A 25,450-nucleotide genomic window follows, 5' to 3' on the forward strand; every position below is an offset into this window, starting at 1 on the left:
AGCCGCTTGCGCCCTTAGGGCAAAAGGCTTAACCTCGGAACTCACGTTTCGGACCCCCATACTACGCATGTCCCAAACATCCTTCGATGTCGCGCGGTCGGCTATGGTTGCACAGCAGATCCGCACCTGCGAGGTACTGGATGAGCGCCTGCTCGAGCGTCTGCGCACGGTACCGCGCGAGGCCTTTGTTCCCGAGGGCCAGCGGGCGGCGGCGTTCGCCGATGCCCCTATCCCCATAGGCCGCGGCCAAGTCATGTTTGCGCCGATGCTCGATGCCCGGCTGGTGAATGCCCTAGCGCTCACACCCACCGACCGCGTGCTCGAGGTCGGCACCGGCACCGGCTACCTGACGACGGTCATGGCCGGGCTCGCACGGATTATCTACAGCGTCGAGATCATACCGGAATTCAAGCTGCGCGCCGCCGTATCGCTGGCCGCGCAGGGGGTCGCCAATGCCCTGCTCGAGGTCGGGGACGCAGCCCGCGGCTGGCCGCGCCACGCGCCCTATGACGCGATCCTCGTGAGCGGCGCGCTGCCCCTGGGTCCGGACGCGCGCTTCCGGGAGTCGCTGGCCGTGGGCGGCCGTCTGGTGGTGATCGTAGGCGAGCCCCCGGCCATGGAGGCCCGCCTCATTGTCCGCGAGGGCGCGGATCGTTTCAGTGAGCGTTCCTTGTTCGAGACCGATGTACCGGTCCTTATGAATGCGCCCCGGCGGGAGTCGTTCTTTTTTTAGGGTTCGCGTGCCATGCGTGAGATCGCTGTTCAAGACCTCCATGCCCGCCTGAAGGCGGGCGAGACACTGGTGCTTCTGGACGTACGCGAGCCGTGGGAGCGCAATCTCTGCGCCCTGCCAAACTCCCTGCACGCCCCCATGCAGCAGGTCCCGACGGCCATCAACAGCCTCAACCCCGAGGACGAGGTGATCGTCTACTGCCACACCGGCGTACGCAGCTTCCACGTCGGCAAGTTCCTGGAGCACAACGGCTTCAAGAATGTCGCGAACCTCCGTGGTGGCATAGAGGCCTGGGCGCGCGAGGTCGACAAGACCATGGCGCGTTACTAGCCGGTGTTGATCGAGGCGCGCCGCAGCCTTCTCATTCTGGTCGACCTTCAGACCCGGCTCTATGCGGCGATGACGCCGTGTTCGTCGCACTTTCTCGCACGTATCCGGCTGCTGGCGCATGCCGCCGACGCGCTCGATATCCCGGTGCTGGTGACGCGCCAGTACCCGCGGGGTCTGGGACCCCTGCTTCCAGAGCTTGCCGAGGCCTTGCCGGATTCGGTGCCGACGTTCGACAAGATGACGTTCTCGTGCTGTGCCGATCGCGCCATCAGCGAGGCCCTGGAAGGCGACCGCGACCAGGTGCTGCTTGCCGGTATCGAGACCCACGTCTGCGTGCTCCAGACGGCCCTGGACCTCGCGGCGCGGGGCCGGCACGCCTATGTGATTACCGACGCCTGCGCAAGTCGCGCACCCGCCGATCATCGCCAGGCGCTCGCGCGCCTGAGCCGCGAGGGTGTGCGGCTGGCCTCGGTGGAATCGACGGTCTTCGAGTGGCTGCGGGATGCGCGCCACCCGCAGTTCCGGGAGCTCGCCCGCGCGATCAGAGACCTGCCGAAGACGGACTCGGATTCGTAAGGAAGGGCGCAAGCAGCGCGTGCGTGCGCCCCAGGGCCCCCTGATGGGCGCGCACCAGCGATTCGCCGGCGGTGCTCGCTGTCTGCCGTAGCCGCGCATCGCCGAGATACAGCCGCGTGGCCGCGATCAGCCCGTCCTCATCGGCGACCTGGATCCCGGCGCCGGCCTGCAAGGTGAGTTGCGCGATCTCATCGAAGTTGAACATGTGCGGCCCGAAGACCACGGGCACGCCCAAGGCCAGGGCCTCGAGCGGGTTGTGCCCTCCGGTGTCGACGAGCGAGCCGCCGATGAAGGCGCAGTCGCTGGCCGCGAAAAACAGCATAAGCTCCCCCATGGTGTCCCCCAACAGCACTTGGGTTGCGTCGGTTACCGGAAGGCCGGTGCTGCGTGCCACCACCGCCAGTCCCGCCGCCCGCACGAGCCGGCCCACCGATTCGAAGCGCTCTGGATGCCGTGGGGCGAGCACCAGCAAGAGGCGCGGGAAGCCTTCCCTCAAGACCTTATAGGCGCCGAGAACGGTCTCCTCCTCGCCCTGGTGGGTGCTGGCCGCGACCCATACCGGCCGATCGCCCCAGGCAAGCCTCAGGGCCTGGGCCGCCTCACGCAGGCCGGCGGTCGGCTGCAACTCGAACTTCATATTGCCGATCACATGCACGCGCGAGGCGGGGGCGCCTAGGGTGCGCAGGCGCGCGGCATCGGCCGCCGACTGGGCGGCGATCACGGCCGGTATGGCCAGGGTCTTTGCGATCAGCCGCGGGATGTGCCGGTAGCGCCGGCGGGACCGTTCGGACAATCGCACATTGGCGAGAAACACGGGGATGTGGCGGCGCTCAAGGGCGGTAAAGAGCTGCGGCCAGATCTCGGTCTCGAGGATCACGGCGACGCGCGGCCGGGTCCTGTCAAGAAAACGTGCCACCGCCCGCGGCAGATCGAAGGGCGCGAAGCGGTGGATCACGCTATCGCCAAACAGCATGGCCACCTGCGCCGCCCCGGTCAGTGTCGTCGTGGTGATCAGTAATGGCGCATCCGGGTGCTCATCGAGCAAGCTGCGAATCAGGGGCGCGGCGGCACGCGTCTCGCCCACTGATACCGCATGCACCCAGATCGGTGCCCCGGCAATCGGCTCGCCATACCCCAAACGCTCCGTCCAGCGCGGCGCATAGTCCGCGTCGTGACGCGAACGCCACCAGAGCCGCAGGAGCGCAAACGGCAGCAGGACGCGCGCGATGAGCGTGTACCACATCATGCCGCGTCCCCCAGCCCCAGCCGGCCGAGGGCGGTCAGCACCTCGTCTACCGTCGGGCAGGATTGGAGACCCCCGAGGTCGACCGCGTCGCGCGCCAGCACCCCAGTCTGGCGCGGGTCGCTGTCACGAAAGATTCCGACCGTCGGCCTTCCCAGGGCCGCGGCCAGATGCAGGAGGCCGGTATCCACGCCTACCGTCATCCGCGCGCCCGCGATCAGGCCCGCCAATTCCCTTATACCAGTGCGCGGCAGGGCCTCGACCCGGCCCCCGATTGCCGCGGCGATCTCGGTGGCGGCCGCCTGCTCGCGGGCGTTGCCCGACGGCAGCAGGATCCGCAAGCCCCGTTGGCAAAGCGCCTTCCCGAGCGTCACCCAGTGCCCGGGGGGCCAGAGCTTCGAGGCCCGGCTGGTGGCATGGAAGGCGACGCACACGGGCTCGCCGGTGTGGCCCGCAGGCGTCATGGTCAACCCATAATCCGGCATGGTCGCGGGGAGCGGGTACCCCAGCGCACCGGCCCCCAGCATGCGGTTACGCCACACGGCATGGCGGTCCCAGCTCATGGCAAGGCCCCGGGCGTAGAGGGTCGCCGCCAGCGGCTCACGCGCCGACCGCCGGTCCGGGCCGTAGAGCGGCCCCTGGGCGAGTCGGGCGACGAGCGCGCTCTTGACCAGGCCTTGGGTGTCGAGGATCAGGTCATAGCGCGTTTTCGTAAGTCGCGCGCGCAATTCCTTCACCCCCCGCCATGTCTCCCGGTCCCAGGGTGCGCGCAGCCAGCGCCTGATGTCTGCCGGTATCACCGAATGGATCGCCGGATGCATCGCCGGAATGTCGGCGAACGCCGGCTCCACGAGCCAGTCGATTACGATACCGGGCCGCATGGCGGCCATATCGGTGACCATCGGGAGATTGTGAACGACATCGCCGAGCGACGAGGTCTTGACGAGAAGGACATGCATGCGCTTATGTTACCGCCTGACAACAAGGACTGCTCACGGGCCTCATTGTTAGGACGATTCGTCGGCTCGACCCCGTTGCTTTCTGAGGAGCCACAGCTTCATGTATTTATAATAGGTGGTTTCGGCGTTGGATATGGCGAGCATCAGGCCTTCGGGGCCATCCAGCAATCCCCTTCTGACGAAGTAGGTACGCACGAACGACCATAGGCCGTGCGCGAGCGCGAGCATCACGCCCCCCCGCTGGCCGCCCTGTGCGGCCATGGCCGCACCGGCCGCGGAGTAATGGTCGACCTTGCGCAACACCTCCTCCAGATCACGGTAGGTCTCGTGGCGCAGCGGCTCGCGAAGGGTCGCGACAGGACCCGATACCAGAAGCCGCTCGTGGACGAGATCATCGCTGAAGCGCGCGCGGCCCCGGCGAAAGAGGCGCGTTACATAGTCCGGATACCAGCCCCCGTGACGCATGAAGCGCCCACAATAACTGGATAGGCGCGGCATCCGGAAGGCGTCTGCCTGGGGCCCGGACGCCAGCACCGCCTGGATCTCGGCCTGGGCCTCTTGCGTCAGGTATTCGTCGGCATCGAGCGACAACACCCACGCGCCTGTGGCGTGATCGAGTGCGCGGTTCTTCTGCGGCCCGAAGCCCGGCCAGTCCGTCTCCACGACCCGCGCGCCCCGCTGTCGGCAAAAGGCTACGGTGCGATCGGTGCTCCCCGAGTCCAATACGATGATCTCGTCCGCCCAGGCCACGGAGGCGAGGCAACGCTCGATCATGTCTTCCTCGTTGTGCGTAATGACGATGACGCTTAATGACATAGCGAAGCCTTTTGGTAAGCCCTCCGAGGCGCTAGGCGCGTGCGACGGAATCCCCGTCCCTAATGAGATGCCGCGGATGGTGCTTAATAACATTCCAGGTCCTATCTTACCGCCGCCGATGCAGCCTTATCTCATAGCTTGCGTGTAGCCGACGTAGGGCGCCACCTGCACGCGACTCGCCCCTGTCGCCATTGCCTACCGGTGGCATTAACAAACAACTCCGTCGTTCCGCATCTACCGGCGTCCGGAACACTTTACCGATCGACTTTTCAGCTACAGTGGACACAGGCCCCGCGCCAAACCACACGAAACCGCGCTGCGCAATCAGGCCGGTCGCCTACCCAAGCGTGGGATTCAGGCGGCACGTTGATAATCTTGCGATTGGCCAGCCAGCTCCCCAAAAACCGACACCTAAGTCATCGTTAATAAACTAAGTCAACCACGTGATCATCAAGCCGTCGCGCTTGGCTTACAGGACATAGTGCCACTTACCGTAGCACTTGTCGCGCTCGCGGATAACGCGCGTCATCTCCTCGCCGGTGACGTCGCAGCCGGCGGGATATTTCTGTCGGTCCCACCGCCACGTGACCTTAAAGACCCTTCACTCTCATGGTGGCGGAGATGAGCTCGACGATGGTCTTGTAGTCACGCCGCGGCCCACTACACCAGTTCGAGGCGGTGAAAGAGAACAGCCTGCGCTCGATCCTGTTCCGCTTGCGGGTGCCCGGAACGAAATGGCGGCAACTCCAGGGCCGCTGCCTCCACCCGTTGCTGCCGCCACTATCGGCTGTCATCAGGATCTTCCGGGTATCGGGGGGCGCGCCACCCGCCTTGAATCGAGACTATGGCGATGGCGCGCCCCTGCAGATCTACCGCAACGCTGATCCTGGGCGGCTAGGCGCCCGCTCGTCGATCAGCCCCTCCAGGGTCGGCACCGGCTCCGGGTCGCGCGACGTGATGGATTTGGAGTCTGTACCGGGGCTGCCGGCCAGCGGCGTGCCTTCCTTAAGTTCCTGCGCCCCTTTGTGGATCGTCTTGCGCGACCGACGATAGGCCCGCGACGTGATCGAGCCGCCACCGTAGTCCAGACGCCCCGTTTCGCTCGCGGCATTATCCGTCACGTGCGCCCAACCCCGCGCGGCCCCGCCGCACGAACCTCCTGCCCAAGCATCCCCGCCGCCGTGCCCATGAAACCCGGGCCTACCGCAGATGGCCCCCTGATTATCCCTTGTTTATTAGCGGTACCTAAGCCGCCTTCCGCCGGACCACCCCGCTGGCCAAAGGACAGAGTAGACCAATGAAATAAAGAAACTGCTCAAGCGTGTAGTTCTGCATGTCATTGTCCATAGCCATTCTTATGCCGAAAGAAAGTATGATAAGCAGCCAAAATCGAGCATAAAACGCGCCATGCCCGGAGAAGTTATGTATCGCCAATTTGCCCATCGAGAAAAACCACGCCACCCATAAAGCGAGACCGGGGATCCCGGTACCGATGCCGATCGTAATCAGCGAGTTGTTAAGGCCCGTATCGCCCACCAGACTTCCGTACTTAAGCCTAAGCGCGTGACCGAACGCCGAGCGCCCAAAGCCGACCCCGAGAGGGTGAGCGGCAATCGCACGCAGCCCCTCCTTGATCCACGCTATTCTCAGATAGTTCGATGCGCTGACGATTTGGCCATTGGGGAGATGCGGTAACGGGAAAATCCGTCCGTTCAACCACGCTAGGTGCTGTTTCGTGTCAAGCGCGATCGGGATCGTCGCCCATAAACTACTCCATCGCGGATCGAGTACGACATCTAGAGCGCTCGCCCCTATTATCACAATCAGGCTGACGGACGCCACAAAAAGTGCCCGCCCCGGCGCTGTCCGTGAGTACTTCCGGTAGCCGATAAACCCCACGAACAGCATAAAGATGCCGACATCAAAAAGCTCGTTACGCATCGCCTCGAAATAGATACTCAGCAAACAAGCGCCAAGAAGGCCCCATAAGGCTCCTTGTGCTAGGCGAAGAGCCCGCTGCCCCTCCATGCGTAAGCTCAGTTCAGCAATTAGGGCGCTTAGAAGAAAGTTGGTGAGATAGCTCGCCTTTCCGGGGCCGGCAGTCAAGCCCCCCAGTCGCGCCATGTGTGTCCAATCGCCGCCGTGGAGCAGCATCCAAAGCCCTTGGACATCGACCGCAAGGACCTGGATGCTGAGGATGCCAAGCAAGCCGATGACCGCCGCCGGCCCCAGGCGGTCACCGGCTTGCTTGGCGGTCAATGCCCCTAGCGCCAGAGCGACAGCTGCGCTAAACCATTGCCCGGTGATTTCGGAAAGGCTCCAGTGCGGAAACGGAGAAATAAAGAACGCTACGACCAGGATCCAGAGGGTGAAGAGCATATAAAGGCTTGTGATCGCCCTTGCGGGCCCGGCCACGAGCTCGCCCAATCGCGTCCACTGGGTCCTGGGTATAAGGACGCTCAAAAGAATCACCATTAAAATATTCCGAAGCGCGATCGAGTGAGGCAGTGGCCATACGAGCGCCAGACAGCAGGTCAAACCAAGGATAAGGAGCATTCTCTTGTCAGCGACCGGCACGGCGTCGCACGGCGCGCCCTCTTGAAGCTGCGCCCCTAACTTCCTAAACATAATCATCTACGGTTGACCTCCTTCCTCATGCCGACGATGTTGGCCATAGCCCGGCGGCAGGCCGAGCCTTGCCCGGATCCGTTCGCCACGCCCCTATTTTCGCAGTCCCACTGGGCCCGAGTAACCCACGGCCCCTTCCCCTGAAGCGCTCGCGCCTTCCGATCGAGCGCGCATAAGCCAAGATTTGTCTGCGGCATCACTACTAATATCCGATCCCCTGATCGCCAACGGCTCGTGGTAGCTCGAGAAACGCCCCTAAAACCTTGTCCACGGTGATTTCCGGAACGCTCGCCGCGCCCACGATCCGATGCACCCCCCCCAAGGTCGCCAATCATTGATGAATCTATTGCAATAGAGGCCGAGCACCGGGACCCGCAGGGCCGCTGCCAAATGGCAGTGCCCACCGTCACAGGCGATGAGATTCGAGGATGCGGCCAACACGGCCATAAGGTCGGCGACCATATCCGTCCGAAAAAACGTGACTGGGAGGCCGACGAGCTCTTTGCTTAGCGTTGCTGCCCGGTCATCGTCCCCGGGGTGCCCTGGCTGCGATTTCGGGCCGGGAGACCAGAGCACCACGAACCGTCCGCCAAGCGCCACCGCTTTTTGCAAAAATTCGAGGTATCGTTCGAGCGGCCAACGCTTTTCCGGGCTCCGCGCGCTCAGATGAATAGCGGTGGGAGCCGGGCCTGCCGGGCTCCGTTCCAACAGCGCCCGCGTGCGGGCCACAGCCGTCGGGTCGGGATAGACGCAAGGCGCGGCAGGTTGCGGATATAGCCCTATCCCGTTTAGCACCGACAGGGTCCGGACCACTTCATGCCCGGTGTCCGGGTCATGGCATCGCGTCAAATAATGCCGACATCCAGCGAGATAACCCAACACCTTATCTTTGCGTCGCGTTGATCGGCTCGCTTGGATGACACACTCGAAGCGTTCTTTGCGTAATCTCGAAAGCGCCGCCATGTTTTCCGCAAGTCGAGCCCGAAGGTTCTGGCCGGGCCGCTTTTCCTCATGGCTTGGCAGGGCATAAACGGCGTCGATGAGCGGATTGCCATCCAGCACTGCCCGATTATATGTATTGACGAGGGCGCACAGGCGGGCGTCCGGGAAGCGCGTCTTCAGAACCGCGAAGAGTGGCGTGGTGCATACTAAGTCACCAATGTTGTCGCGCCGGATCACAAGGAAGCTTCGCATATCAGCCGCGTTATCCGTTCAGGGGCCAACGCACGCACGCGCTGCCTGATCCAGCACTTTCTGTGCCGCATCGAGAACGAGCCCCGGCGTCAAGTCGCGCATGCAGCGCCTGTCGTTTATGCATTCGTCGGCGCCTCTCATGCAGCGCCGAAGCCCCGCGAGGACGCCACGCCGCCTAAGGTACCATGGCTGATCGCGACAGCTGATGTCGGGCACTAAGAGCGCCTGGTAGGCCATGCCCTGCCAAAATCGCCCGGGATCGTAAAAGGCGGGGTCACACTGGCCAAACAGAACAACGGTTGGTGTTCGAGTGAGCTTTGCGAGGTGCGCTATCCCGGTGTCCGGGACGATAAGAAGTCGCGCCTCAGCCAACAGGTTCCAGAGGTCTGCAAGGCCCAATGTGCCCCGGTACTGGACATGTCGCTTTTCCGGATCGACGGCCTCGGCAATATGCCCTTGGCCTGGTCCCGTTGTCAGGATGACCGTAAGGCCGCGCCGCGTCAGCCAGTCGGCGATCGCGCGCCATCTGTCGGGCTCCCAGTCGCGAACAGGCGAGCTGGCTGCGAGATGCAACACCGCGAAAGAACCATCGTGTGTCAAGGGTTGGCCGAGGGGGGGCGCCGGCCAATCGGCTGGATCGTAGACCGCCGATCCGTCCCCGCCTGCCAGGCGTGCCCACATGTCGCTCACGGGCTCGATCTTTGGCGGATAAGGGACTAGCTCATCGACGGGCAAGCGGTAGTGCCACTTGTCGCCTTCAAATCCCCGAACCCACCGCGCCCCCGCCGCGCGCGCAAGCCACGCCTGGCGATTCTCGAACGGAACCACCGCAAGGTCATAGGGGCCGCTGTCTCTGAGCGCAAAGAAGGTGGTGGGATCGCGCCGGTCGTAGGGGATGGCGGTGAGGCCATAAGGATGCTTGGCGTACAAAGGCGCGTAGGCTGGGGGGATTGTCAGAACAATCGAGGCGCCCGGATAAAGTTTGCGCAAATTCGCGATTAATGGCGTCAACAATATCACGTCGCCAAGGCCTTCGTAATAAAGGCTTACCAGAATCCGATTGACCCGGTGTGGGGAGGCGCGCCGCGCCAAGAATTGCGTGGCTGCAAAAGCGCCGATGATTAGCCGCGTTGGTGTCTTGCTATTTCGCTTGCTCATTGTCGATCGCTGCTACCCGGTCGCTTTTGGCAAGCAACGCCTCCACTCCCCTTTCAAGACCAAGGCCCATACGCCCCGCGAATTCGCCACATGCCCCACCGGCCGCGTCGGCGCCCGCGGAAAGCGAACGCGATCGCCCGCGGCCCAACTGTTTGGCTGCGAATAGTGTCGGGGTGTGAGCACCGCACCAGGGTAGCAGAAATCAACGGTGGCTGCAGGGCTCGCGTAGCCTACCGCCATAGGCGCTCGAGCACGGCGTCGACCGGTATGGCATCCACGCGCTTGCCGTGGAGGACGACATGGCCCGCGCCCCAGGGGCGCCACTGAATAACCTTGTGATTGCAATACAGGCCGACCACCGGTGTTCCCACGGCGGCCGCGATATGGACATGGCCCCCATCGGACCCCACGAGCACGCGGACGGCGCTAAGGCCCGCCGCGAGACTCAAGAGATCCCTTGTGGGGTAGCCCAATGCCGGCAGGTCCCGGCATCGGTCGAGCAGTTCGCGGGCGCGCGCGTCATCTCCCGGGTGCTCGGCGCGCGACGCCTCGCCGGGGGACCAGAACACCACGAACCGATGACCGCGGCCCGCGCCCTCGCGGATCAGGGCCGCGAAATGGCCCAGGGGCCAGCGGTTCTCGTCTTCTCGGGCACTGATGTGAAGGCCTATGGCCTGTTCATAGCCATGGGCCGCCAAGGTTTCGCGGGCGTCCGTGACCGCCTGCGGGGCCAGCACCAGATGCGGTGCGGGCGCCGGGCCGGGAATATCCAGCGTGCGCAACAGCCCGTAGACCCTCTCGACCTCGTGAAGCGGCCGGTTCGTGCCCTGGTCCAGGATCTGCTCGGAGATGCCGGCAAGTCGGGTCAGGGCGCGCATCTCGGAGCGTGGGCGGCTGCCGGCATGCAGGACCGTCCGATAGCGCTCTTTGCGCAGCCCGGCGACAAGCCCAAGCCTGTCACGCACGAGCGCTCGCATCCCTCCATCCGGTCTGTGCTTGGACTTGGTATAGACATGTACGCGATCGATGTGGGGGTTTCCGTCGAGCAGCGGGGCGTTGTAGGAGTTGACGAGCGCGCCGATGTGGGCATTGGGGTAGCGGCGCCGGATCCCCTCGAATACGGGCAGAGTGCATACGAGGTCGCCGATATTATCCCGACGGACGACGAGAATGCGCGGCGCCTCGCGCGTCGGTCGGGGGGCGGGGTCCGGTGGCAAAGACATCCCGATAGTGTATCGGAATCGCGGGCGCTCGTGCGCACATTTCCGAAAGACCGATGCAATCATCCTATAGAAACCCGACCACGATGGATCGCGTCGCCCAACCCGGATGCCCGGGCCACAACCCTTGCGTTGCGGGACGGCTAGCGCTCCTATGGCAATGACGACGCAGCCGCACCGAAGGACGGGCTTGCCCGCGCCGGCCTCGTCTCCCCGAGGAATCTCTAAAGCCACGCTTACTGGCGGTGATATCCTTAATTCTTTGAGGCGCGGACTGGGCAGGACTATAATCGCCCCAGGGGCCGTGACTCGTTAAAGGAGGATGCGGGAATGGAGCGGCTTATGCCGTTGCGCGCCCCACCCCGACCCAAAGGCCGGGGCTTCCCGCGCGACCGATGAATCCCGTGACGGCGCCAAGGCCCACCCCCGTTCGCACCCACGCACAAATTGACCACTTCAACCTACGGTTGCATGAGGAGGTGGCGAAGTGTGTGCGCGCCAATCCCGCCATGCTGGATCGGGCCCGCGCGAACATCGCCCGCTGGAAACAGCAGCCGGGATGGAGCGGGCCACGCGATCTGGATGTTTGGTCCGCAATCCTCGCGGGGCCGCTGGAGGGCGTCCTGTCGGCGATGGTGGCGCGCACGGAAGAGGGGGATCGCCTGCGCCAGAGTTCGCCATTCTGCGGCATTATCACCCAGGCTCGCCGGATGGAGATTTTTCGGGAGATTTACCGGCGTGAATCGTGAAAGCCTCGAACATATCCTGCGAGCCGCGTCGGCTATTACAAAACAAGATCGGTTTCTGATTAGCGGATCCCAATCCATCATCGGCGTGGTCAGTGAGCCGCCGGGGGTATTGGGGCCTCCATGGAGGCAGATATCGTGGCGCTCGATGCTCCCGATCTCACCGACCTCGTTGAGGGGGCGATTGGAGAGCGGTCCATGTTCCATGAAACCTTCGGGTATTATGCGCAGGCCGTTGGATTGGATACCGCCATTTTGCCCGACGGCTGGGTAAGCAACTGAAGTCCATCCAGAGCCCGGCCAGCAGCGCAGTAGGGCCCGCCCTCGATCCCGCAGATCTGGCCGTCGCTAAACTGGCGGCTGGACGCGAAAAGGACCGACCGTTTGTTGCGGCTCTTTTTGCCTACCGGTTCGCGGATCCCGCTGTCGTGCGCGCGCGCATCCAAGAGGTTCCCGCGGCACGACTTATGGCTTATGGGCCCACCGTATCCGTTCTCGAAGGCGGGCTTGTACGGATCATGTCGTCTGTCCAGAACCACGGGCGAAATGGCGGACCATGATTGGGGGAACGGAAACGCGGTCGGATCCGGTGCGCCGGCACCGTTGAGAAAGTCCGCACGCCCTCCATCGGCGCACGGATCTTGGCGCTGCTCCGGGTCCGGAGCCGACCCAGACCGTTTTGCCGACAGGCCCTGCCCGGATTGGCCGACTCGTCTTGGGCCCGCACGCCTTTGGGTGAGCCAACGCGGAAGATCCTCCGTCGATAGCCCGGCAACCGCCACGGTCTTGGCGGCAGGGGCGGCATGAGGGACCAAGGCCCGTCGCCTCGAAGGATGGCCATTGACCCGCAGTCTGGTCTGAAGCCCCCGGGGTGGGCGTCGTGCGCACAGACCCGCCGAAGGGGGGGTGCCCAATGTCCCTTACGGCGGCCCGGCCTTGCTATGATGCCCGGACTTTACGGGAGGGTTTATGTGCGGGATCGGGGGTTTTGTCGGTAGGCGCGTCGTCGACCCGGGGCAGTGGGGGGCGATGCTCGGGGCCCTGAAGACCCGCGGCCCCGATGCCCAAAAGGCCGTGATGTGGGACGGGTCTTTTCGGGAGACGGACGGCGCAGGTACGGCCGGCCTTTTGCATGCGCGCCTTAGTATCCGCGATCCGCGCCCCGAGGCCGATCAGCCCATGGCCAATGCTCGCCGGGATATCTGGATCTGCTTCAATGGCGAGGTCTACGGCTACGAGGCCGACCGCGCTGAATTGATACGCCAAGGCTACGCCTTTCGCACCACGAGCGACACGGAGTTCATTCTCTACGCCTACGAGGCCTGGGGAGATGCCTTCATCGAGCGGCTGCGCGGCATGTTCGCGCTCGTCATCCTCGACCTCCGTTCCAAACGGCTCTTCGCCGCGCGTGACAGGTTGGGCCTAAAGCCCCTGCTCTACTACGCTGACGGCGGGGACTTCGCGTTCGCCTCCACCCTGCGCGCCTTGGTTCCCTATCTCGGGGGCCAGGCCCGCATCGCCCCCGAGGCCGTCGATGCCTATCTCGCCCACCGGTATATCCCGGCCCCGCAGACTTTGGTGCGGGGCATCAAACGCCTGGCCAACGGCACTAGCCTCGTGTGGGAGTTCGGGGAAGGACGTCCGCCCGAGCTGCGCCGGTATTGGCAGCCTCATCCTGCGCCCGGCGACTTCCGGGAGACGCTCGATAAGGCCGTGGCTCTGCGCACCGCCTCCGACCGGCCTGTGGGGATCTTTCTGAGTGGCGGCATCGACTCCGCGGTGGTGGCGTCGAGCCTTGTGCGCCAGGGCTATACGAACATTACCGCCTTTACCGCAACCTTCCCCGGGACCGCTTACGACGAGGGGCCGCAGGCGGCGCGCATGGCCAAGGCCCTGGGGCTCGCCCATAGGGCGATACCCGTGGAGCCGCGTCTCGCTGACGACTTCGACCGCATCGTCGCCGATCTCGACGAGCCGTTCGCCGATCCCAGTGCCTTGCCGCTTTGGTATCTCGCGCGGGCCGCAAGCGCGGAGGTCAAGGTGGTGCTGGGCGGCGATGGGGGCGATGAGTTGTTCGCCGGCTACAAGCGCTATCGCCAGCACCTGCGCAGCCGCTGGCGCGGCTCTGCCACGATCTCGCTTGCCTATGATGGCCTGCCGTGGGAAAAGCCGGCGCGCTGGCGTGAGGAGCTGGGATTGACCTGGCAGGAGGCCTATGTGCTGCGCTTCTCGGGGCTGTCGCCGGCCGTGCGCCGCTACCTGCAGCCCGATCTCCCTGGGGCCCCCGCCGTGCATTGGCGGGATTTCCCCTCGGACCAAAGGGGTCTCGCCGCCCTGCTGGCCATCGACTTCGCCAATTACCTGCCGGAGTACATCCTGCGCAAGGGCGACCTATGCACCATGGCGCATGGGCTTGAGCTGCGTGCCCCCCTTCTCGACCACCGATTCGTGGATCTCGTGACCGGCCTGCCCGCAAACCGGCGCTTCACGCGTCCCGCCAAGGCCCCCTTGGTCGAGACCTGCCAAGTCTGCCGCGACGAGGGCCTGTTGACCGCCAAGAAGCGCGGCTTCTCGCCACCCCTGAACCGTTGGCTGCGCGAAGACCTCTTTGCGCGGCTCCCGGACCTTGGGGCGCGGTTGGGGGCTGCGACCGACGGCCAGCTCCGGGCGCAACGCGTCGATACCTTGGTCGCGGCCTACATCGCTGGCCTCGACAAGCTCGCCGAGCCGGTCTACCAGTTGCTCGTGCTGGATGTCACCCTGCGCTCGCTTGGCCTCGCGACTTGATGGTCGGTTAGGCCTGTTTCTCGGCCAGCGCCTCCACGACCGCGTCCATAACTGCGTCTTGAGAAATGCAAGCGCTGCAGCGGGCACCAAACGAGCAATCCTCGGGTTCGCGCTTACAGATCTGGACCCAGGATATGTCATTTTCAAAGAGGAGCGTTTCGTTTCGACACGGCATGTCCGTGACAGTCACGGCGCGATAAGGGATGTCGCGGTAAAATAGCCCTGGCCCGTAGAGGGCTGCTTGTCCCGGCCCGAACAAGACCACCGACGGGGTGGTGGTGAGTCGCGCGAGATGCACGATCCCCGTGTCCAGTGAGACGAGAATCCGGGCCGCGGCCAGCAGATGCCACATGTCGCGCAGGTCCAGTCGCCCAGCGACATTCTGGAACCGCCCCTCGGGATCGGCCGCATGCGCCAACGCCTCCTGTCCTGGGCCCGCGCTCAAGATGACATGGAGGCCCTGCTGCGCCAGCGTCGATGCCACGCCTCGCCAGTTCTCGGCGGGCCAATACCGCAACGGCGAGCCGGCGCCGAGGTGCAAGACGGCGTATGGAATGTCGGGCGGTGTGAATCGGCCGCGCCGAGGGGGCGGCCAGTCCTTGGGGTTGAAGCGCTCGTCATCGGCCGACGCATCACCGGCAAGTGCTGCCATCATGTCGGGCAGGGTGGTAAGCCGGTCGGGTGCGGGTAGGGCCTCGTCCAGCGATACCCGGTAATACCAGGCGCCGCCCGCGTAGCCGCGTACCCACCGGGCGCCTCCGGCGCGCGCCAGCCAGCCATGGCGGCTCTCGGCGGGTACGATGGCGAGATCGAAGGGCCCGAGGGCGCGCAGCCGGGTCAGGCTGTGGCGATCGCGGGGTTCGAGCGGTACGGTTGTCAGACCGTAGGGCTGTCCTTCATAGAGCGGGAGGAAGGCCGGCGGGCAGGTCATGACGAGCTGTGCTTTCGGGTGACGGTGTCTGAGCCGCGCCACGAGCGGCGTCAGCATCAGGGTATCGCCGAGCAGCAGATTATGTGCGACCAGGATACGACGGACGTCTTCCGAAGGCGGCCGGCGTCGGCCGCGGGCGAGCGCATGCCAGGCGATACGCGTGCGCAAAGGGAGCCGGCTCGCACGCCTAGTCATGATCGCTCTTCGCGCGCAGGAGGTCTTCGTAAAAGGCTACGAAACGTTCGCCCATGAGCCGCAGATCGTAGGGTTCGATAGCTGTGCGCGCCGCTTGACCCATCGCCGCGCAGCGCGCGCGGTCAAGAAGTGACGCGCAGGCCTCTGCCAGACCATCGGTGTCGAGGGCATCGCGAACAAAGCCGGTCTCGCCCTCGACGAGCAACTCGAAGTTCCCGGCCGAGCGGCTCGTGACAACCGGCAGCCCGCAGGCCATGGCCTCGAGCACGACGTTGGGCGAGGGATCGTAGAGGGCCGGCAGGATGAAGGCGTCGGCGGCGCCATAAAATGGCCGGGGATCGCTCTGGCGCCCGGCGAACCAGAGGCGGTCTCCGATCCCGAGCGTCTGCCCCAGCCGCCGGTAGCGCGCCTCGTGTCGGTCCTGCCCGACCACCAGCAGGCCCGCCGAGGCGGGCAACAAGGCGATGGCCTTCATCGCCTCGGCGAGCCCCTTACGGTAGAAGCCCGACCCCACGAACACGAACACGGTATTGCCAAACGGGATGCCGTGGCGCTGCCGCACCGCATCGTGGTCGGCCTTTACGTCCGGATGGAAGTGTCGGATATCGACGCCATTGTAGAGGACCACGAGCTTGCCCCTGGTCTGCGGGAAGGCGGCGGCGATCTCATCGCGCACCATGCGCGACCCGCAGATGACCGCGCGCAGACGCGGGTGCGTGAGGGCCTTGGCCTCGGCGGCCAGTGCGTAGACGTGGTAGGGGTTGAGCCGCAGCCGGATCCGCCCCCAGAGGTCGGTCGTCCTGCGGCGTTGCGCAAGCCAGCTGCGGTGCAGGCCATCGCCGGCCCGGAAGATGTCGGCGCAGGCCATGCGCTCGTGGCTCTGCACGAGGTCTGCCTTGAACGTGCGCAGTTTGCGGCAGGCACACAGGGCAAATCCGAGGTCCCGCCAGATCGAACCGAGATAGCGGGGATTGCAGCGCTCGATGCGCATGTCGCTTGTGCCCTGCGGCCAGTCGCGCGTCACAAGCGTGATCTCCACGCCCCGCGCGGATAGGGCCTGGGCGGCCCGTGCCACGAAGCGTTCGGCGCCGCCGTCGGGGCGGTAGCGTTGGCGGATCAGGACGACGCGCATGCGCGTGTCTTCGTGTCCTCGAGGAGGTCCGTGATGGCCTGCAAGGCCTCGTCGACTCCCACCGCCCCCATGCATTCGCTCAACTGTCCGTCGCCGCAGCCGGCAAACCCACAGGGCCGGCAACTATAAGTCGAGGCGGTGAGGACGCGCGCCGGTACCTGCCAGGGCGCCCACTCCTGGTCTCCGCTCGGCCCGAAGATGGCGACCACGGGTGTACCCATGGCCGAGGCCATATGCATCGGCGCCGAGTCCACGCCTATGAAGAGCCGCGCCCTTTGCAAAAGGGCGGCGAGTTCCTTCAGGGTCAGTGTCCCGCTCCAGTCGATGAGCGTATCCGAGGGCTGAAGCGGTGCGAGGATCTCGCCGATCACCTGGCGCTCCGCGGCATCGGGCCCTGATGTCACGACGAGGGTGTGTCCCGCGGCCTGGAGCTTGCGTATGAGCGCGGTCATGGAGGTTGCGGGCCAGGCCTTGAAGAGCCAGCGTGACGTCGGGTGGATGACGAGAAACGGGCGCGCGGCAAGCCCGGCCCGCGTAAGGCGCCCATCCACGCCGCTCCAGGCCTCGGGTCCCGCCACTAGGCGCAAGGCCTTCTCTTCGGGCGGTATCATGAGCCCCAATCGGCGCAGGGCGTCGAGATGGGTCTCCACGGTGTGACGTTGGCGGGCGGGGACATCATAGAGGTGCGTGAAGCTTTTGCGCCACCAGCGCCCCCGCCGTCCCGGATAGCGGCGCGCGACCGCGTAGCGCGGCTTCAGGATTCGGGCAAGCACGGCCCCGCGCGGGTGTTCGGTGAGGTGCACAATAAGGTCGTAGTGGCGGTCCTTCAGGGCTGTCAGCAGCCGTCTTTCGGCGGCGATCTTCCGGGAGAACGGCAGGTCGCGCGTGCGCCGGTCGATCGTGTGGATGGTGGCAATGTCGGGATTGAGGCGCAGCATGTCGAGGCTGTCTTCATAGATCAAGGCATCCACTTCGACCTTCGGGATCAAGGCGCGCAGGACCCGGAATACAGGCGCGGCCAGCAAGACATCGCCATGGTGGCGGAACTTTATGACGAGGGCGCGGCGTACGACGGCGGGATCGATAGCATCGGGGAGCATCGCATCACAATAACGAAGCCCCGTCGGCTTGTCCACGCAGAGCCTTGTCCAATGACACATGAGCCTGAAGGAGGGGTGTGATTCCAACGTGAGGTGAGCCTGAAGGGGCCGGGGTTGGGCATCATCGGAGGATGATGATCGTGACCCTCAAGACCCAAGGGCTCCAGACGCTGGAGCACATCCGTGCCTTCCTCGAAGGTACCCAACCCCTCGGTTTCGAGGCCCCGGCCCGCGAGGTGACCTACGAGTGGATTGTCGCCGAGCTGCGCCGCCTCCGGTACACCCGCCAGGGCAAGGCTGACAAGGGCTTGGTGCGGCGCTATCTGGAGAAGGTCTCCGGCCTGTCTCGGGCGCAAATGACCCGGCTCATCCAGCAGTTCCGCGATACCGGCCGCATCCGCGACCGCCGCGGCCCGCCCGCCAAGCCCTTCGCCCGCCGCTACACCCCGGCCGATGTGCGCCTGCTCGCCGAGCTCGATGCCCTGCACGGTGCCCTCTCGGGACCGGCCACCCGCAAGCTCTGCGAGCGCGCCTACGAGGTGTTCGACGATGCGCGCTACGAGCGCCTGGCCCGCATCTCCAACGGCCACCTCTACAACCTCAGACAGTCACAGACCTACCGGCGGGTGCGCGGCGCCGTGGACAAAACCCACCCGGTCAAGGTCAACATCGGCGAGCGGCGAAAGCCACGCCCCGAGGGGCGCCCCGGCTTCCTGCGGGTCGATTCCGTCCATCAGGGCGACCTCGACGGCATCAAGGGGCTCTACCACATCAACCTCGTCGACGAGGTCTCCCAGTTCCAGTTCGTTGGCTCCGTCGAGCGCATCTCGGAACACTTCCTGCTCCCGGTCCTGGAGGCCCTCATCGAGGCCTTCCCCTTCGTTGTCCTCGGCTTTCACGCCGACAACGGCTCGGAGTACATCAACACGCGCGTCGTCGCCTTGCTGGAGAAGCTGCGCATCGAGCAGTTCACCAAGTCCCGCGCCCGCAGGACCAATGACAACGCCCTGGTCGAGTCCAAAAACGGCTCGGTGGTGCGCAAGCACCTCGGCTACGCCCACATCCCCGGGCGCTTCGCAAGCCAGGTCAACGCCTTCACCCAGGGTGTGCTCTCGCCCTATCTCAACTTCCACCGGCCCTGCTTCTTTCCCACCGAGGCGGTCGATGACAAGGGTCGGGTCCGCAAGCGCTACCGCTATGAGGACATGATGACCCCCTACGACAAGCTCAAGTCCCTGCCCGAGGCCCACCAGTACCTGAAGCCCGGCATCACCTTCAAACAGCTGGATGCAATCGCCTATGCCATCAGCGATAATGAGGCCGCCCAACGCCTCAACCAGGCCAGGGCTGAACTCTTTCGTTCCATCAACAAGGCCCAAAACCCGGCCGCCTGAGGGGGCTCACCTACCGCCTTCCTTCAGGCTCATTTCTGAATTGGAAAGGACTCGCAGAGCCCGAGGACTCAGCCATTCTTAGTGGGCACCGATCATGAATAACCGATAGCGTGCCCGTGTGTGGGCACAGCTACCCAATAGCTGACACAAATGCTCGTGTATGGGCATTCCTACACCGCCACCGGGTGTTCCGGATTTTATGGCTGCACATTGAGAGTTGCTGTATGAACCCTTTTCCCCGGTGGCCACTGACATCACCGGCAGGCGGCCCCGCAACGCGACACTCGCCCGTGGTCCGAGCCCATTCGGGTGGCGCGCCCGCTTCCAGGTCCTCCTGCCCCCGAGATCGTTTGACAGCTCATACCGCGCGCGTGCCGCGCCCGGGCGTCATCTTGTCCGTAACTTCGGGCCTCGACCGTGACCCATATCCGCCGCTACCTCTCATCCCAAGCGGCAGCATGACCATAAATCTCTCGCGCAGCACCCGCTTTCACGGATCCATGCAAGGGAATGTAATCCAATTCAGTTAACGGTCTAGGTTATTCTTTCACAGACCCTAATCCGCTTGAACGGCTCCCAGGCGACACTCGCCCAGGTGCTGGAGGTTTTGAGCGAGACCATGATGCTGGCGTGAACGTGTGCGCCATGCTATCCAGGAACAGCCGTACCCCGCGTTTTGCCTGGGTCACGGTTCGGCAGGCCGCCACGATGCCGAGCCTTCCGGGGTGTGTCGACGGATACGAAAATCCCGAAGTCTGCTATACTTTTCGCCCATCTCCCAAAAAGACAATAAGGGGCTTCCGTTGGCCGCAGAGGCTACCGGGCAATCATATCGCCGACTTTTCGCCTTCGCGCTCGTCGGTACGTCCGGGTTCCTGGTCGATGCCGGGGTGGTGCTCGGGCTGACCGAGCTCGGGGTGGGGGTGCTGGTCGCCCAGGCGGTGGCGTTTGCGGTGGCGGTGACGGTCACTTGGCTTGGCAACCGTTCGTGGACCTTTCGGGATCGCGCCGGTCGTCTCACGCTCCCCCAGGAATGGGCGCGCTATGTCTCGGCCAATGCCGTGGGGTGGGTAGTCAATAACGGCGTCTATGGCATGCTTGTCCTCGCTGTGCCGGTCGTGGCGCGCGAGCCGGTCTGGGCGGTGGCCGCAGGCTCGCTCGCCGGCCTTGCCTTCAATTACACGGCGACCCGCCGGGTGGTCTTCTCGTGAACAGCGCAGGCCCTGCGTCCGCCGCTTTCGACGATCAACCCGTCTTGTCGTTCGTGGTCCCCTGCTATAACGAGGCCGCCAATATCCGTGCTCTCTATGAGCGGATCTGCGCCGTCATGGCCGCGTGTCCCGAGACCTGGGAGTGCATCTGCGTGAACGATGGCAGCCGTGACGAGACGCTTGGCGCCTTAACGGCCCTGCAGGATAAAGACCCCCGCGTCCGAGTCATCGACCTTTCGCGCAATTTCGGCAAGGAGGCGGCGCTCACCGCGGGTCTTGATCACGCCCGAGGGGCGGCTGCGATCCCCTTGGATGCCGATCTCCAGGACCCGCCCGAGCTCATCCCGGAGCTCGTCGCCCACTGGCGAGCGGGTTATGACGTGGTCAATGCCGTGCGCCTGTCGCGCGAGGGCGAGAGCCTCGTGAAGCGCGCCAGCGCGCACGCCTTCTATCGAATATTCAACCGCATCAGCAAGGTCCCGATCCCGGAAGACACGGGTGACTTCCGACTCCTGAGCCGCCCGGTCCTGGACGCCTTGCGACAATTGCCCGAGCGCCGACGGTTCATGAAGGGCCTGTTTGCCTGGGTAGGATTTCGCACCACGTCGGTGAGCTACCACAGGGCTCCGCGGCAGGCCGGACACACGACCTGGAATTATGTGCGTCTCTGGCGTTTTGCCATGGATGGCATCCTGTCGTTCAGCGATGCCCCGCTGCGTGTCGCCTCTTACCTGGGGCTTGCCGTGTCGCTGCTGTCCTTTCTCTATGCCCTGAACCTTCTGGTTCAGACCTTGCTCTTTGGGAATCCTGTCAAGGGCTACCCCTCCCTCATGGTGGCACTGCTCTTTCTAGGCGGCGTGCAGTTGATGGCCCTCGGTGTGATCGGCGAATACCTGGGGCGTGTTTACGATGAGAGCAAGGGGCGGCCAGTCTATATTATCCGCCATCCCCTTGAGGCCGATCGCAGGATCGCCGAGTTGCCACCATCTCCCGCCAATCATTAAAGGGCACAAGGAGCTGATTGGATGTACCAAGGCTGTAACCAAGTGCCGCCCAGCGACTCATCGAGCCCAGCCGCGTACCGGACTTTTGCCCGCTTGGCCTGGCGCCAAACAATGGGCCGGCATAGCGATGTCGTTCGGGTATGGATCCGCGCACTAGGCCTTTACGGGGTCTTGACCGTGTTCGGGGTATGGCTGGGCCTGCATGTGTTGCCGCACGGCCCGACATGGGTCAACGGCGGACTCTTTCGTAGGGCCTGGTTCTGGGACGGGGGATGGTATCTTAGTATTGCAGAGCACGGTTATGCCTGGAACGGTCATGCCGGTATCCAGCAGAACGTCGCCTTTTTTCCATTATACCCGTTGATAGAGCGCCTATTTCACGGTCTCGGGTTTTCGTGGGCGGCTGCCGCCATCATTCCCTCTCTGCTCTTCGCGATCCCTTTGCCGCTGATCTTTTCGGCCCTGCTCCGTCATGCCAATGCGGATATACGGCGCGATTTAGCGACCTATGCCCTCATGCTCTATCCCGGAGCCCAGTTCTATTTAGCTGGCTACCCCACTTCCCTTATGAATGTCATCGTTATGTTGGGATTGTGGGCCATATTGGCCCGCCGTTACTGGCTGGCTGCCACCATCGCCGGCATCGGTACGGCTGCCGGGCCATTAATGATGCTCTTGAGCATGGTTGTATGCGGGTCCTATATCCATGATCGCTTCCGAGGGTCGGATGTGGACATGGGCCGGACCTTCGGCTCCTTGCTCGCGATGGGTGCGCTCGCAATATCAGGCTTCTTGTCCTATACGGGCTTTCTCTACGCCAGATTTGGCGATCCACTGGCATTTCTACAGGTCCAGCGTGCATGGGGACACCTCCCGCTGGCGACGCATGTCTACCGATTCCTCACTTTGGCTGGCGTCTTTGGCGGTGGCTATTCAAAATTTCTTATGTCCCTCATTCCTTTCGCAAACACGCAGCCCCTCCGTGTTTTTGAGGCGTCTCTGCAGAACACGCTCAACACTCTCACCTTTGTTATCCTTGCCTGTTCCCTCTGGTACGCTAGGCGAAGGCTGCCTCGCGTTATGATGCTGTACGCCGCGCTCGTTCTGGTCGCCTACCTGTGGCTCTTGGGGTCTGTACAAGGCCCCGTATCCACGGCGCGCCTAGTCTTCATCGCGATTCCGGCCTTTATCGCTATTGGCTCCATGGCTTCACGATTCCCGCGAATTACCAGCGGGATCCTACTATTCTTCGCCCTGACGCTTGTCGTCCAGACCGCCCTATTCGTTGCCGGCTACTGGGTGGTATGAAAGCACTCAAAACATCCGCTGGCGCACGAATGCCCTGGCGCCCCCTAAAGGTTGTATGGTCTGATCGCCGGGTGACTCAAGACGGGCCACATCCTGTGGGCAGCGCAGCCACGGGGGGCCGACCGGCGGGCCTAGCGCCTAAGGCCACCCATGGCAAACGCCTACAAACGTGCGCAGACGCGGAGGGACGGGCCTTCCAACCAGCCGGGCTTTCCGCGTGCCGGCGCCTAGGCTTCAAGCATCGGTCCCTCTTGCGCTCATCGAGACGCAAGATGTGGTGGCCTAATCTCGTATCCGCGACCCTGAGAGGGCCCATCCGTCGCCCGCGCACCCGCCGGCCACCCCCGCGCTGGGGGCACCGCCAATCACCGGTTGACAGGCCCAACGAGCGACAATCAGGTGGCATCCGAAGCAAAATAAAGGAACAAAGATCGTTCCACACAAATGTTCGTAAAGCCCCGCAACAGAATCAACAATACTGTATCGAGGTGTCCGGGCCTTCTCGCGTGACATTAACCACAGCTGTAGGCCATATCGAATGACGCGGAATCAGAATAAACAGAGAGTGCTTGCCGTAAGCGCCCACGCCCTGGGGTTCTTACTGGGACTTATGCCAGGTCTTATCCTGTGGTATGTGTACCACGACCGGGGTTCTTCCTGGTTGAGTCGGCATGGCCTCGCTGCGGCAAGGTTCCAGGGCGCCATGCTCTTCATCTACATAGGACTAGTCAGTCTCTATGACAAATGTCGCATCACGAACAAAGAGATCATATTGCTTGGGAATGGATCTTTAGCCCCCCTGCTCCAGCGCCCCGAGGCTATATCCATAGCCATCCTTTGTGTACTGACATTCGTTGCAGCGTGGTTCACGAACCTAGCGTTAAGTGTGCGCTCCGCTGTGGCGGCCGCGCGCAGTCAGGGCCCCGCCTACCCAACGCGCTTTATGGACGCATGTCTGTGAAACAACACAAGATACGTCGTCCTCTGCAACATATCTCTGCGGTCGTTTTTTACGTCGTGGCATCGATCATTCTCCTGGGCCTACCCATCCATTTCGATTGGCGCAGCAAGATCGCCGGGACAGACTCTACGGACCCCATGGTGTTCCTGTGGTGGTTCGCGCGCTGGTCTCGGGTTTTAGCGAGTCATTCGAGCTTCCTCTATACGCATCTCATATGGGCCCCCATCGGCCAAAATATTGCCTGGACTACATGCATACCCGGGCTCGCCATTCCTCTTTCGGGCATCACCTCGATTGGCGGCCCCATCCTGTCATTTAATATCGCCGCCACTACCGCCCCTGCTCTAGCGGCCACCGGTCTTTATCTCGCGTGTCGCGAGATCGACCTTCCTTGGGGGCAGCGGTCTTCGGGGGCTGGCTTTTTGGCTTCTCCAGTTACGAATTCGCGCAGCTTCTGGGTGAGCTGAACCTTGCGGTGGTCTGGGCTTTGCCTTTCCTGCTCTGGTTTTTCCTCTTGCGCTTACACGGTCGCATCGGACGGAAAACCTTCATTGCCACATCCGCCGCGCTACTGGCGTTCGAGTTTTGTGTGTCAAGCGAGATATTCGCCACCGGAAGTGTTTGTTCTGCCATTGCCATGACGCTGGCCGTATTGTCCCCGGCCTTGATGGACGGCGCTCCAAGCCTAAAAAGTACAATTTTAGAGGCTGGTGCCGCTTTTCTGCTCTCCTTGGTTATTCTGGCGCCTTATATCTATTCTATGCTGGGGCCGGCGTCCGGGCACCTGCAGAATGCGATAGGCATATCGCCCTCGGACGTCGTGGCGGACCCGCTCAATTTTGTTATACCAACCGATGTCCTTTGGTTGGGTACCCGCCTATTTGGTCCCATGGGAAGCGACCTTGCTGCGGGGATGTCCGATAAAGATGCATACCTCGGGCTTCCGCTAGTCAGCATCATGATCCTCTATGCCCGCGAATTCGGCTTCGCACCGAAGGCGCGCTACCTCCTGGTCATGCTCGTTACGTTCGCCATTCTAAGCCTCGGCTCAAGGTTGCGAATTCTCGGCCAAATAACCCCCGTGATTGAACCATGGATGCTCTTCACGCACCTCCCTTTGCTCGACAAGGCGCTGCCTGCGCGCCTCGCGCTCTATGTCTCCATGGTGGCCGCGATCATTGCGGCGACGTGGTATGCTCGTTCTTCCTCGGCGCTTTGGAAAAGACGCTTGGCGGGCGGTCTGGCCGTACTGTTTCTGCTTCCCAATGTAGACTCGCTTCCCATGCATGGATCGTTGCCGGATCCGCCGTTCTTCCTCACGGGCCAATATAAGGATTACATCAGGCCCGGAGAGCGAGTCATCGTTCTGCCATATGGGCCTGGCATGTGGTTTCAGGCACAGACGCGCTTCTATTTTCGTATGGTGGGCGGATATGTCGGAGGGGCGGAACCACGACCTTTTTCCGAGATCGCGGTCGACAACACGCTAAATGGAGGGCCTCTTGTTGCGGGCTACAAGAGATCCTTTCGGCAATTCCTGAGAAAATACAAAGTCGGCGCATTAATAGTCTATGGCCCTCAAAGTAAAAACGTACGGACTCTTTTGGCCAGCCTGCCGGTGCGGGGCACCGCGGTCGCTGGTGTCACCGTATTTGCTCTGACGCGAGGGCTGGGGTCGATGCGGAATCGTCGCACAAACTAAGCTTGAGATGCCCCGGAAAACCTTGCTCGGCGGCACATGGCGAGCGTTGCGTGACCGCGCATGGTCTCGGCAGAAATCGATGCCGTGGCTGGTGCTTGTTGGCGTTTCGTCTCGACCGCGAG

23 protein-coding genes and 1 pseudogene are annotated in these 25,450 nt (G+C 63.5%); 12 read left to right on the top strand and 12 right to left on the bottom strand.

Annotated features, from left to right (window positions below):
• Positions 1–67 precede the first annotated feature (67 nt).
• Genes C4900_RS00190 through C4900_RS00200 form a run of 3 tightly spaced genes read left to right on the top strand, consistent with a single transcriptional unit; the run spans position 68 to position 1,639 of the window.
• Positions 68–733: a protein-L-isoaspartate O-methyltransferase family protein gene (locus C4900_RS00190; RefSeq protein ID WP_114282078.1), complete on the top strand. Its 666-nt coding sequence runs from the start codon at positions 68–70 to the stop codon at positions 731–733.
• A gap of 12 nt (positions 734–745) precedes the next feature.
• Positions 746–1,063, top strand: a complete 318-nt coding sequence (locus C4900_RS00195; protein ID WP_114282079.1) for a rhodanese-like domain-containing protein — start codon at positions 746–748, stop codon at positions 1,061–1,063.
• Positions 1,064–1,066: 3 nt separating this feature from the next.
• The gene (locus tag C4900_RS00200; protein ID WP_211306688.1) at positions 1,067–1,639 is read left to right on the top strand and encodes an isochorismatase family protein; all 573 of its coding nucleotides are present in this window, start codon (positions 1,067–1,069) and stop codon (positions 1,637–1,639) included.
• Here C4900_RS00200 and waaA read toward each other — a convergent pair.
• The 9 genes and pseudogenes from waaA to C4900_RS00245 all read right to left on the bottom strand — a co-directional run bounded on the left by waaA (position 1,605) and on the right by C4900_RS00245 (position 10,854).
• Positions 1,605–2,885, bottom strand: coding sequence for a lipid IV(A) 3-deoxy-D-manno-octulosonic acid transferase (waaA, locus tag C4900_RS00205; RefSeq protein ID WP_114282080.1), 1,281 nt, complete (start codon positions 2,883–2,885; stop codon positions 1,605–1,607). The two genes, C4900_RS00200 and waaA, sit on opposite strands and share 35 nt — an antisense overlap.
• Positions 2,882–3,841 (bottom strand): lipopolysaccharide heptosyltransferase I, encoded by a 960-nt coding sequence (waaC, locus tag C4900_RS00210; RefSeq protein WP_114282081.1) that lies wholly within the window; start codon positions 3,839–3,841, stop codon positions 2,882–2,884. The genes waaA and waaC overlap by 4 nt, the downstream gene beginning before the upstream one ends.
• Before the next feature lie 48 nt (positions 3,842–3,889).
• Entirely contained in the window at positions 3,890–4,657 is a 768-nt protein-coding gene (locus C4900_RS00215; RefSeq protein ID WP_114282082.1) for a glycosyltransferase family 2 protein, read from the bottom strand.
• Positions 4,658–5,247: 590 nt separating this feature from the next.
• Positions 5,248–5,460: pseudogene (locus tag C4900_RS17055) on the bottom strand (ISAzo13-like element transposase-related protein); the annotation flags it as partial.
• A 66-nt stretch (positions 5,461–5,526) separates the two neighbouring features.
• Entirely contained in the window at positions 5,527–5,778 is a 252-nt protein-coding gene (locus C4900_RS00225; RefSeq protein ID WP_114282084.1) for a hypothetical protein, read from the bottom strand.
• A gap of 124 nt (positions 5,779–5,902) precedes the next feature.
• Positions 5,903–7,291 carry a hypothetical protein gene (locus C4900_RS00230; protein ID WP_114282085.1) on the bottom strand — a complete coding sequence of 463 codons (1,389 nt, stop codon included), beginning with the start codon at positions 7,289–7,291 and terminating at the stop codon, positions 5,903–5,905.
• A 249-nt stretch (positions 7,292–7,540) separates the two neighbouring features.
• Entirely contained in the window at positions 7,541–8,479 is a 939-nt protein-coding gene (locus C4900_RS17060) for a glycosyltransferase family 9 protein (RefSeq protein ID WP_114282086.1), read from the bottom strand.
• Positions 8,480–8,497: 18 nt separating this feature from the next.
• Positions 8,498–9,637, bottom strand: a complete 1,140-nt coding sequence (locus tag C4900_RS00240; protein WP_114282087.1) for a glycosyltransferase family 9 protein — start codon at positions 9,635–9,637, stop codon at positions 8,498–8,500.
• A 230-nt stretch (positions 9,638–9,867) separates the two neighbouring features.
• Positions 9,868–10,854 carry a glycosyltransferase family 9 protein gene (locus C4900_RS00245; RefSeq protein ID WP_170132352.1) on the bottom strand — a complete coding sequence of 329 codons (987 nt, stop codon included), beginning with the start codon at positions 10,852–10,854 and terminating at the stop codon, positions 9,868–9,870.
• A gap of 494 nt (positions 10,855–11,348) precedes the next feature.
• Between C4900_RS00245 and C4900_RS00250 the strand changes: the two genes are divergently transcribed.
• The 3 genes from C4900_RS00250 (at position 11,349) to asnB (ending at position 14,390) form a co-directional block, all read left to right on the top strand.
• Positions 11,349–11,606 carry a hypothetical protein gene (locus tag C4900_RS00250; protein ID WP_168185452.1) on the top strand — a complete coding sequence of 86 codons (258 nt, stop codon included), beginning with the start codon at positions 11,349–11,351 and terminating at the stop codon, positions 11,604–11,606.
• 120 nt (positions 11,607–11,726) lie between these two features.
• Positions 11,727–11,885 (top strand): hypothetical protein, encoded by a 159-nt coding sequence (locus C4900_RS15890; protein WP_170132353.1) that lies wholly within the window; start codon positions 11,727–11,729, stop codon positions 11,883–11,885.
• A gap of 687 nt (positions 11,886–12,572) precedes the next feature.
• Positions 12,573–14,390 carry an asparagine synthase (glutamine-hydrolyzing) gene (asnB, locus tag C4900_RS00255; protein WP_114282089.1) on the top strand — a complete coding sequence of 606 codons (1,818 nt, stop codon included), beginning with the start codon at positions 12,573–12,575 and terminating at the stop codon, positions 14,388–14,390.
• Positions 14,391–14,397: 7 nt separating this feature from the next.
• On the opposite strand, the gene C4900_RS00260 is transcribed toward asnB, so the two are convergent.
• Genes C4900_RS00260 through rfaQ form a run of 3 tightly spaced genes read right to left on the bottom strand, consistent with a single transcriptional unit; the run spans position 14,398 to position 17,784 of the window.
• Complete coding sequence (locus tag C4900_RS00260; RefSeq protein WP_114282090.1) at positions 14,398–15,516, bottom strand: glycosyltransferase family 9 protein; 1,119 nt, start codon at positions 15,514–15,516, stop codon at positions 14,398–14,400.
• A complete protein-coding gene (locus tag C4900_RS00265) occupies positions 15,509–16,648 on the bottom strand; it encodes a glycosyltransferase family 4 protein (RefSeq protein ID WP_170132354.1) in 1,140 nt (379 codons plus the stop codon). Before C4900_RS00265 ends, C4900_RS00260 begins: the two co-directional genes overlap by 8 nt.
• Entirely contained in the window at positions 16,633–17,784 is a 1,152-nt protein-coding gene (rfaQ, locus tag C4900_RS00270) for a putative lipopolysaccharide heptosyltransferase III (protein ID WP_211306689.1), read from the bottom strand. The genes C4900_RS00265 and rfaQ overlap by 16 nt, the downstream gene beginning before the upstream one ends.
• Before the next feature lie 98 nt (positions 17,785–17,882).
• On the opposite strand from rfaQ, the gene C4900_RS00275 reads away from it, so the two are divergent.
• The 6 genes from C4900_RS00275 to C4900_RS00300 all read left to right on the top strand — a co-directional run bounded on the left by C4900_RS00275 (position 17,883) and on the right by C4900_RS00300 (position 25,328).
• Positions 17,883–19,142 (top strand): DDE-type integrase/transposase/recombinase, encoded by a 1,260-nt coding sequence (locus C4900_RS00275; RefSeq protein ID WP_065969648.1) that lies wholly within the window; start codon positions 17,883–17,885, stop codon positions 19,140–19,142.
• A gap of 803 nt (positions 19,143–19,945) precedes the next feature.
• The gene (locus tag C4900_RS00280) at positions 19,946–20,353 is read left to right on the top strand and encodes a GtrA family protein (RefSeq protein ID WP_170132355.1); all 408 of its coding nucleotides are present in this window, start codon (positions 19,946–19,948) and stop codon (positions 20,351–20,353) included.
• 44 nt (positions 20,354–20,397) lie between these two features.
• Positions 20,398–21,357, top strand: a complete 960-nt coding sequence (locus C4900_RS00285; protein WP_211306691.1) for a glycosyltransferase family 2 protein — start codon at positions 20,398–20,400, stop codon at positions 21,355–21,357.
• Positions 21,358–21,528: 171 nt separating this feature from the next.
• A complete protein-coding gene (locus tag C4900_RS00290; protein ID WP_147267087.1) occupies positions 21,529–22,665 on the top strand; it encodes a hypothetical protein in 1,137 nt (378 codons plus the stop codon).
• Positions 22,666–23,203: 538 nt separating this feature from the next.
• On the top strand, positions 23,204–23,626 hold the full coding sequence (locus tag C4900_RS17065) for a DUF4870 domain-containing protein (protein WP_114282096.1): 423 nt from the start codon (positions 23,204–23,206) through the stop codon (positions 23,624–23,626).
• Between the two features lie 391 nt (positions 23,627–24,017).
• Complete coding sequence (locus C4900_RS00300; protein ID WP_114282097.1) at positions 24,018–25,328, top strand: hypothetical protein; 1,311 nt, start codon at positions 24,018–24,020, stop codon at positions 25,326–25,328.
• The last annotated feature ends 122 nt before the right edge of the window (positions 25,329–25,450 follow it).

Origin of the sequence: Acidiferrobacter thiooxydans, from assembly GCF_003333315.1 — a bacterium.
Lineage (GTDB): Bacteria > Pseudomonadota > Gammaproteobacteria > Acidiferrobacterales > Acidiferrobacteraceae > Acidiferrobacter > Acidiferrobacter thiooxydans.

Bases quoted from the DNA above. Each gene is read 5' to 3' on its own strand.
- C4900_RS00230 (WP_114282085.1), bottom strand. From the start codon at position 7,291: ATGATTATGTTTAGGAAGTTAGGGGCGCAGCTTCAAGAGGGCGCGCCG.
- waaC (WP_114282081.1), bottom strand. From the start codon at position 3,841: ATGCATGTCCTTCTCGTCAAGACCTCGTCGCTCGGCGATGTCGTTCAC.
- C4900_RS00275 (WP_065969648.1), top strand. From the start codon at position 17,883: ATGATCGTGACCCTCAAGACCCAAGGGCTCCAGACGCTGGAGCACATC.
- C4900_RS17060 (WP_114282086.1), bottom strand. From the start codon at position 8,479: ATGCGAAGCTTCCTTGTGATCCGGCGCGACAACATTGGTGACTTAGTA.
- asnB (WP_114282089.1), top strand. From the start codon at position 12,573: ATGTGCGGGATCGGGGGTTTTGTCGGTAGGCGCGTCGTCGACCCGGGG.
- waaA (WP_114282080.1), bottom strand. From the start codon at position 2,885: ATGATGTGGTACACGCTCATCGCGCGCGTCCTGCTGCCGTTTGCGCTC.
- C4900_RS00195 (WP_114282079.1), top strand. From the start codon at position 746: ATGCGTGAGATCGCTGTTCAAGACCTCCATGCCCGCCTGAAGGCGGGC.
- C4900_RS00215 (WP_114282082.1), bottom strand. From the start codon at position 4,657: ATGTCATTAAGCGTCATCGTCATTACGCACAACGAGGAAGACATGATC.
- C4900_RS00240 (WP_114282087.1), bottom strand. From the start codon at position 9,637: ATGAGCAAGCGAAATAGCAAGACACCAACGCGGCTAATCATCGGCGCT.
- C4900_RS15890 (WP_170132353.1), top strand. From the start codon at position 11,727: ATGGAGGCAGATATCGTGGCGCTCGATGCTCCCGATCTCACCGACCTC.
- C4900_RS00260 (WP_114282090.1), bottom strand. From the start codon at position 15,516: ATGACTAGGCGTGCGAGCCGGCTCCCTTTGCGCACGCGTATCGCCTGG.
- C4900_RS00265 (WP_170132354.1), bottom strand. From the start codon at position 16,648: ATGCGCGTCGTCCTGATCCGCCAACGCTACCGCCCCGACGGCGGCGCC.
- C4900_RS00190 (WP_114282078.1), top strand. From the start codon at position 68: ATGTCCCAAACATCCTTCGATGTCGCGCGGTCGGCTATGGTTGCACAG.
- C4900_RS17065 (WP_114282096.1), top strand. From the start codon at position 23,204: ATGACGCGGAATCAGAATAAACAGAGAGTGCTTGCCGTAAGCGCCCAC.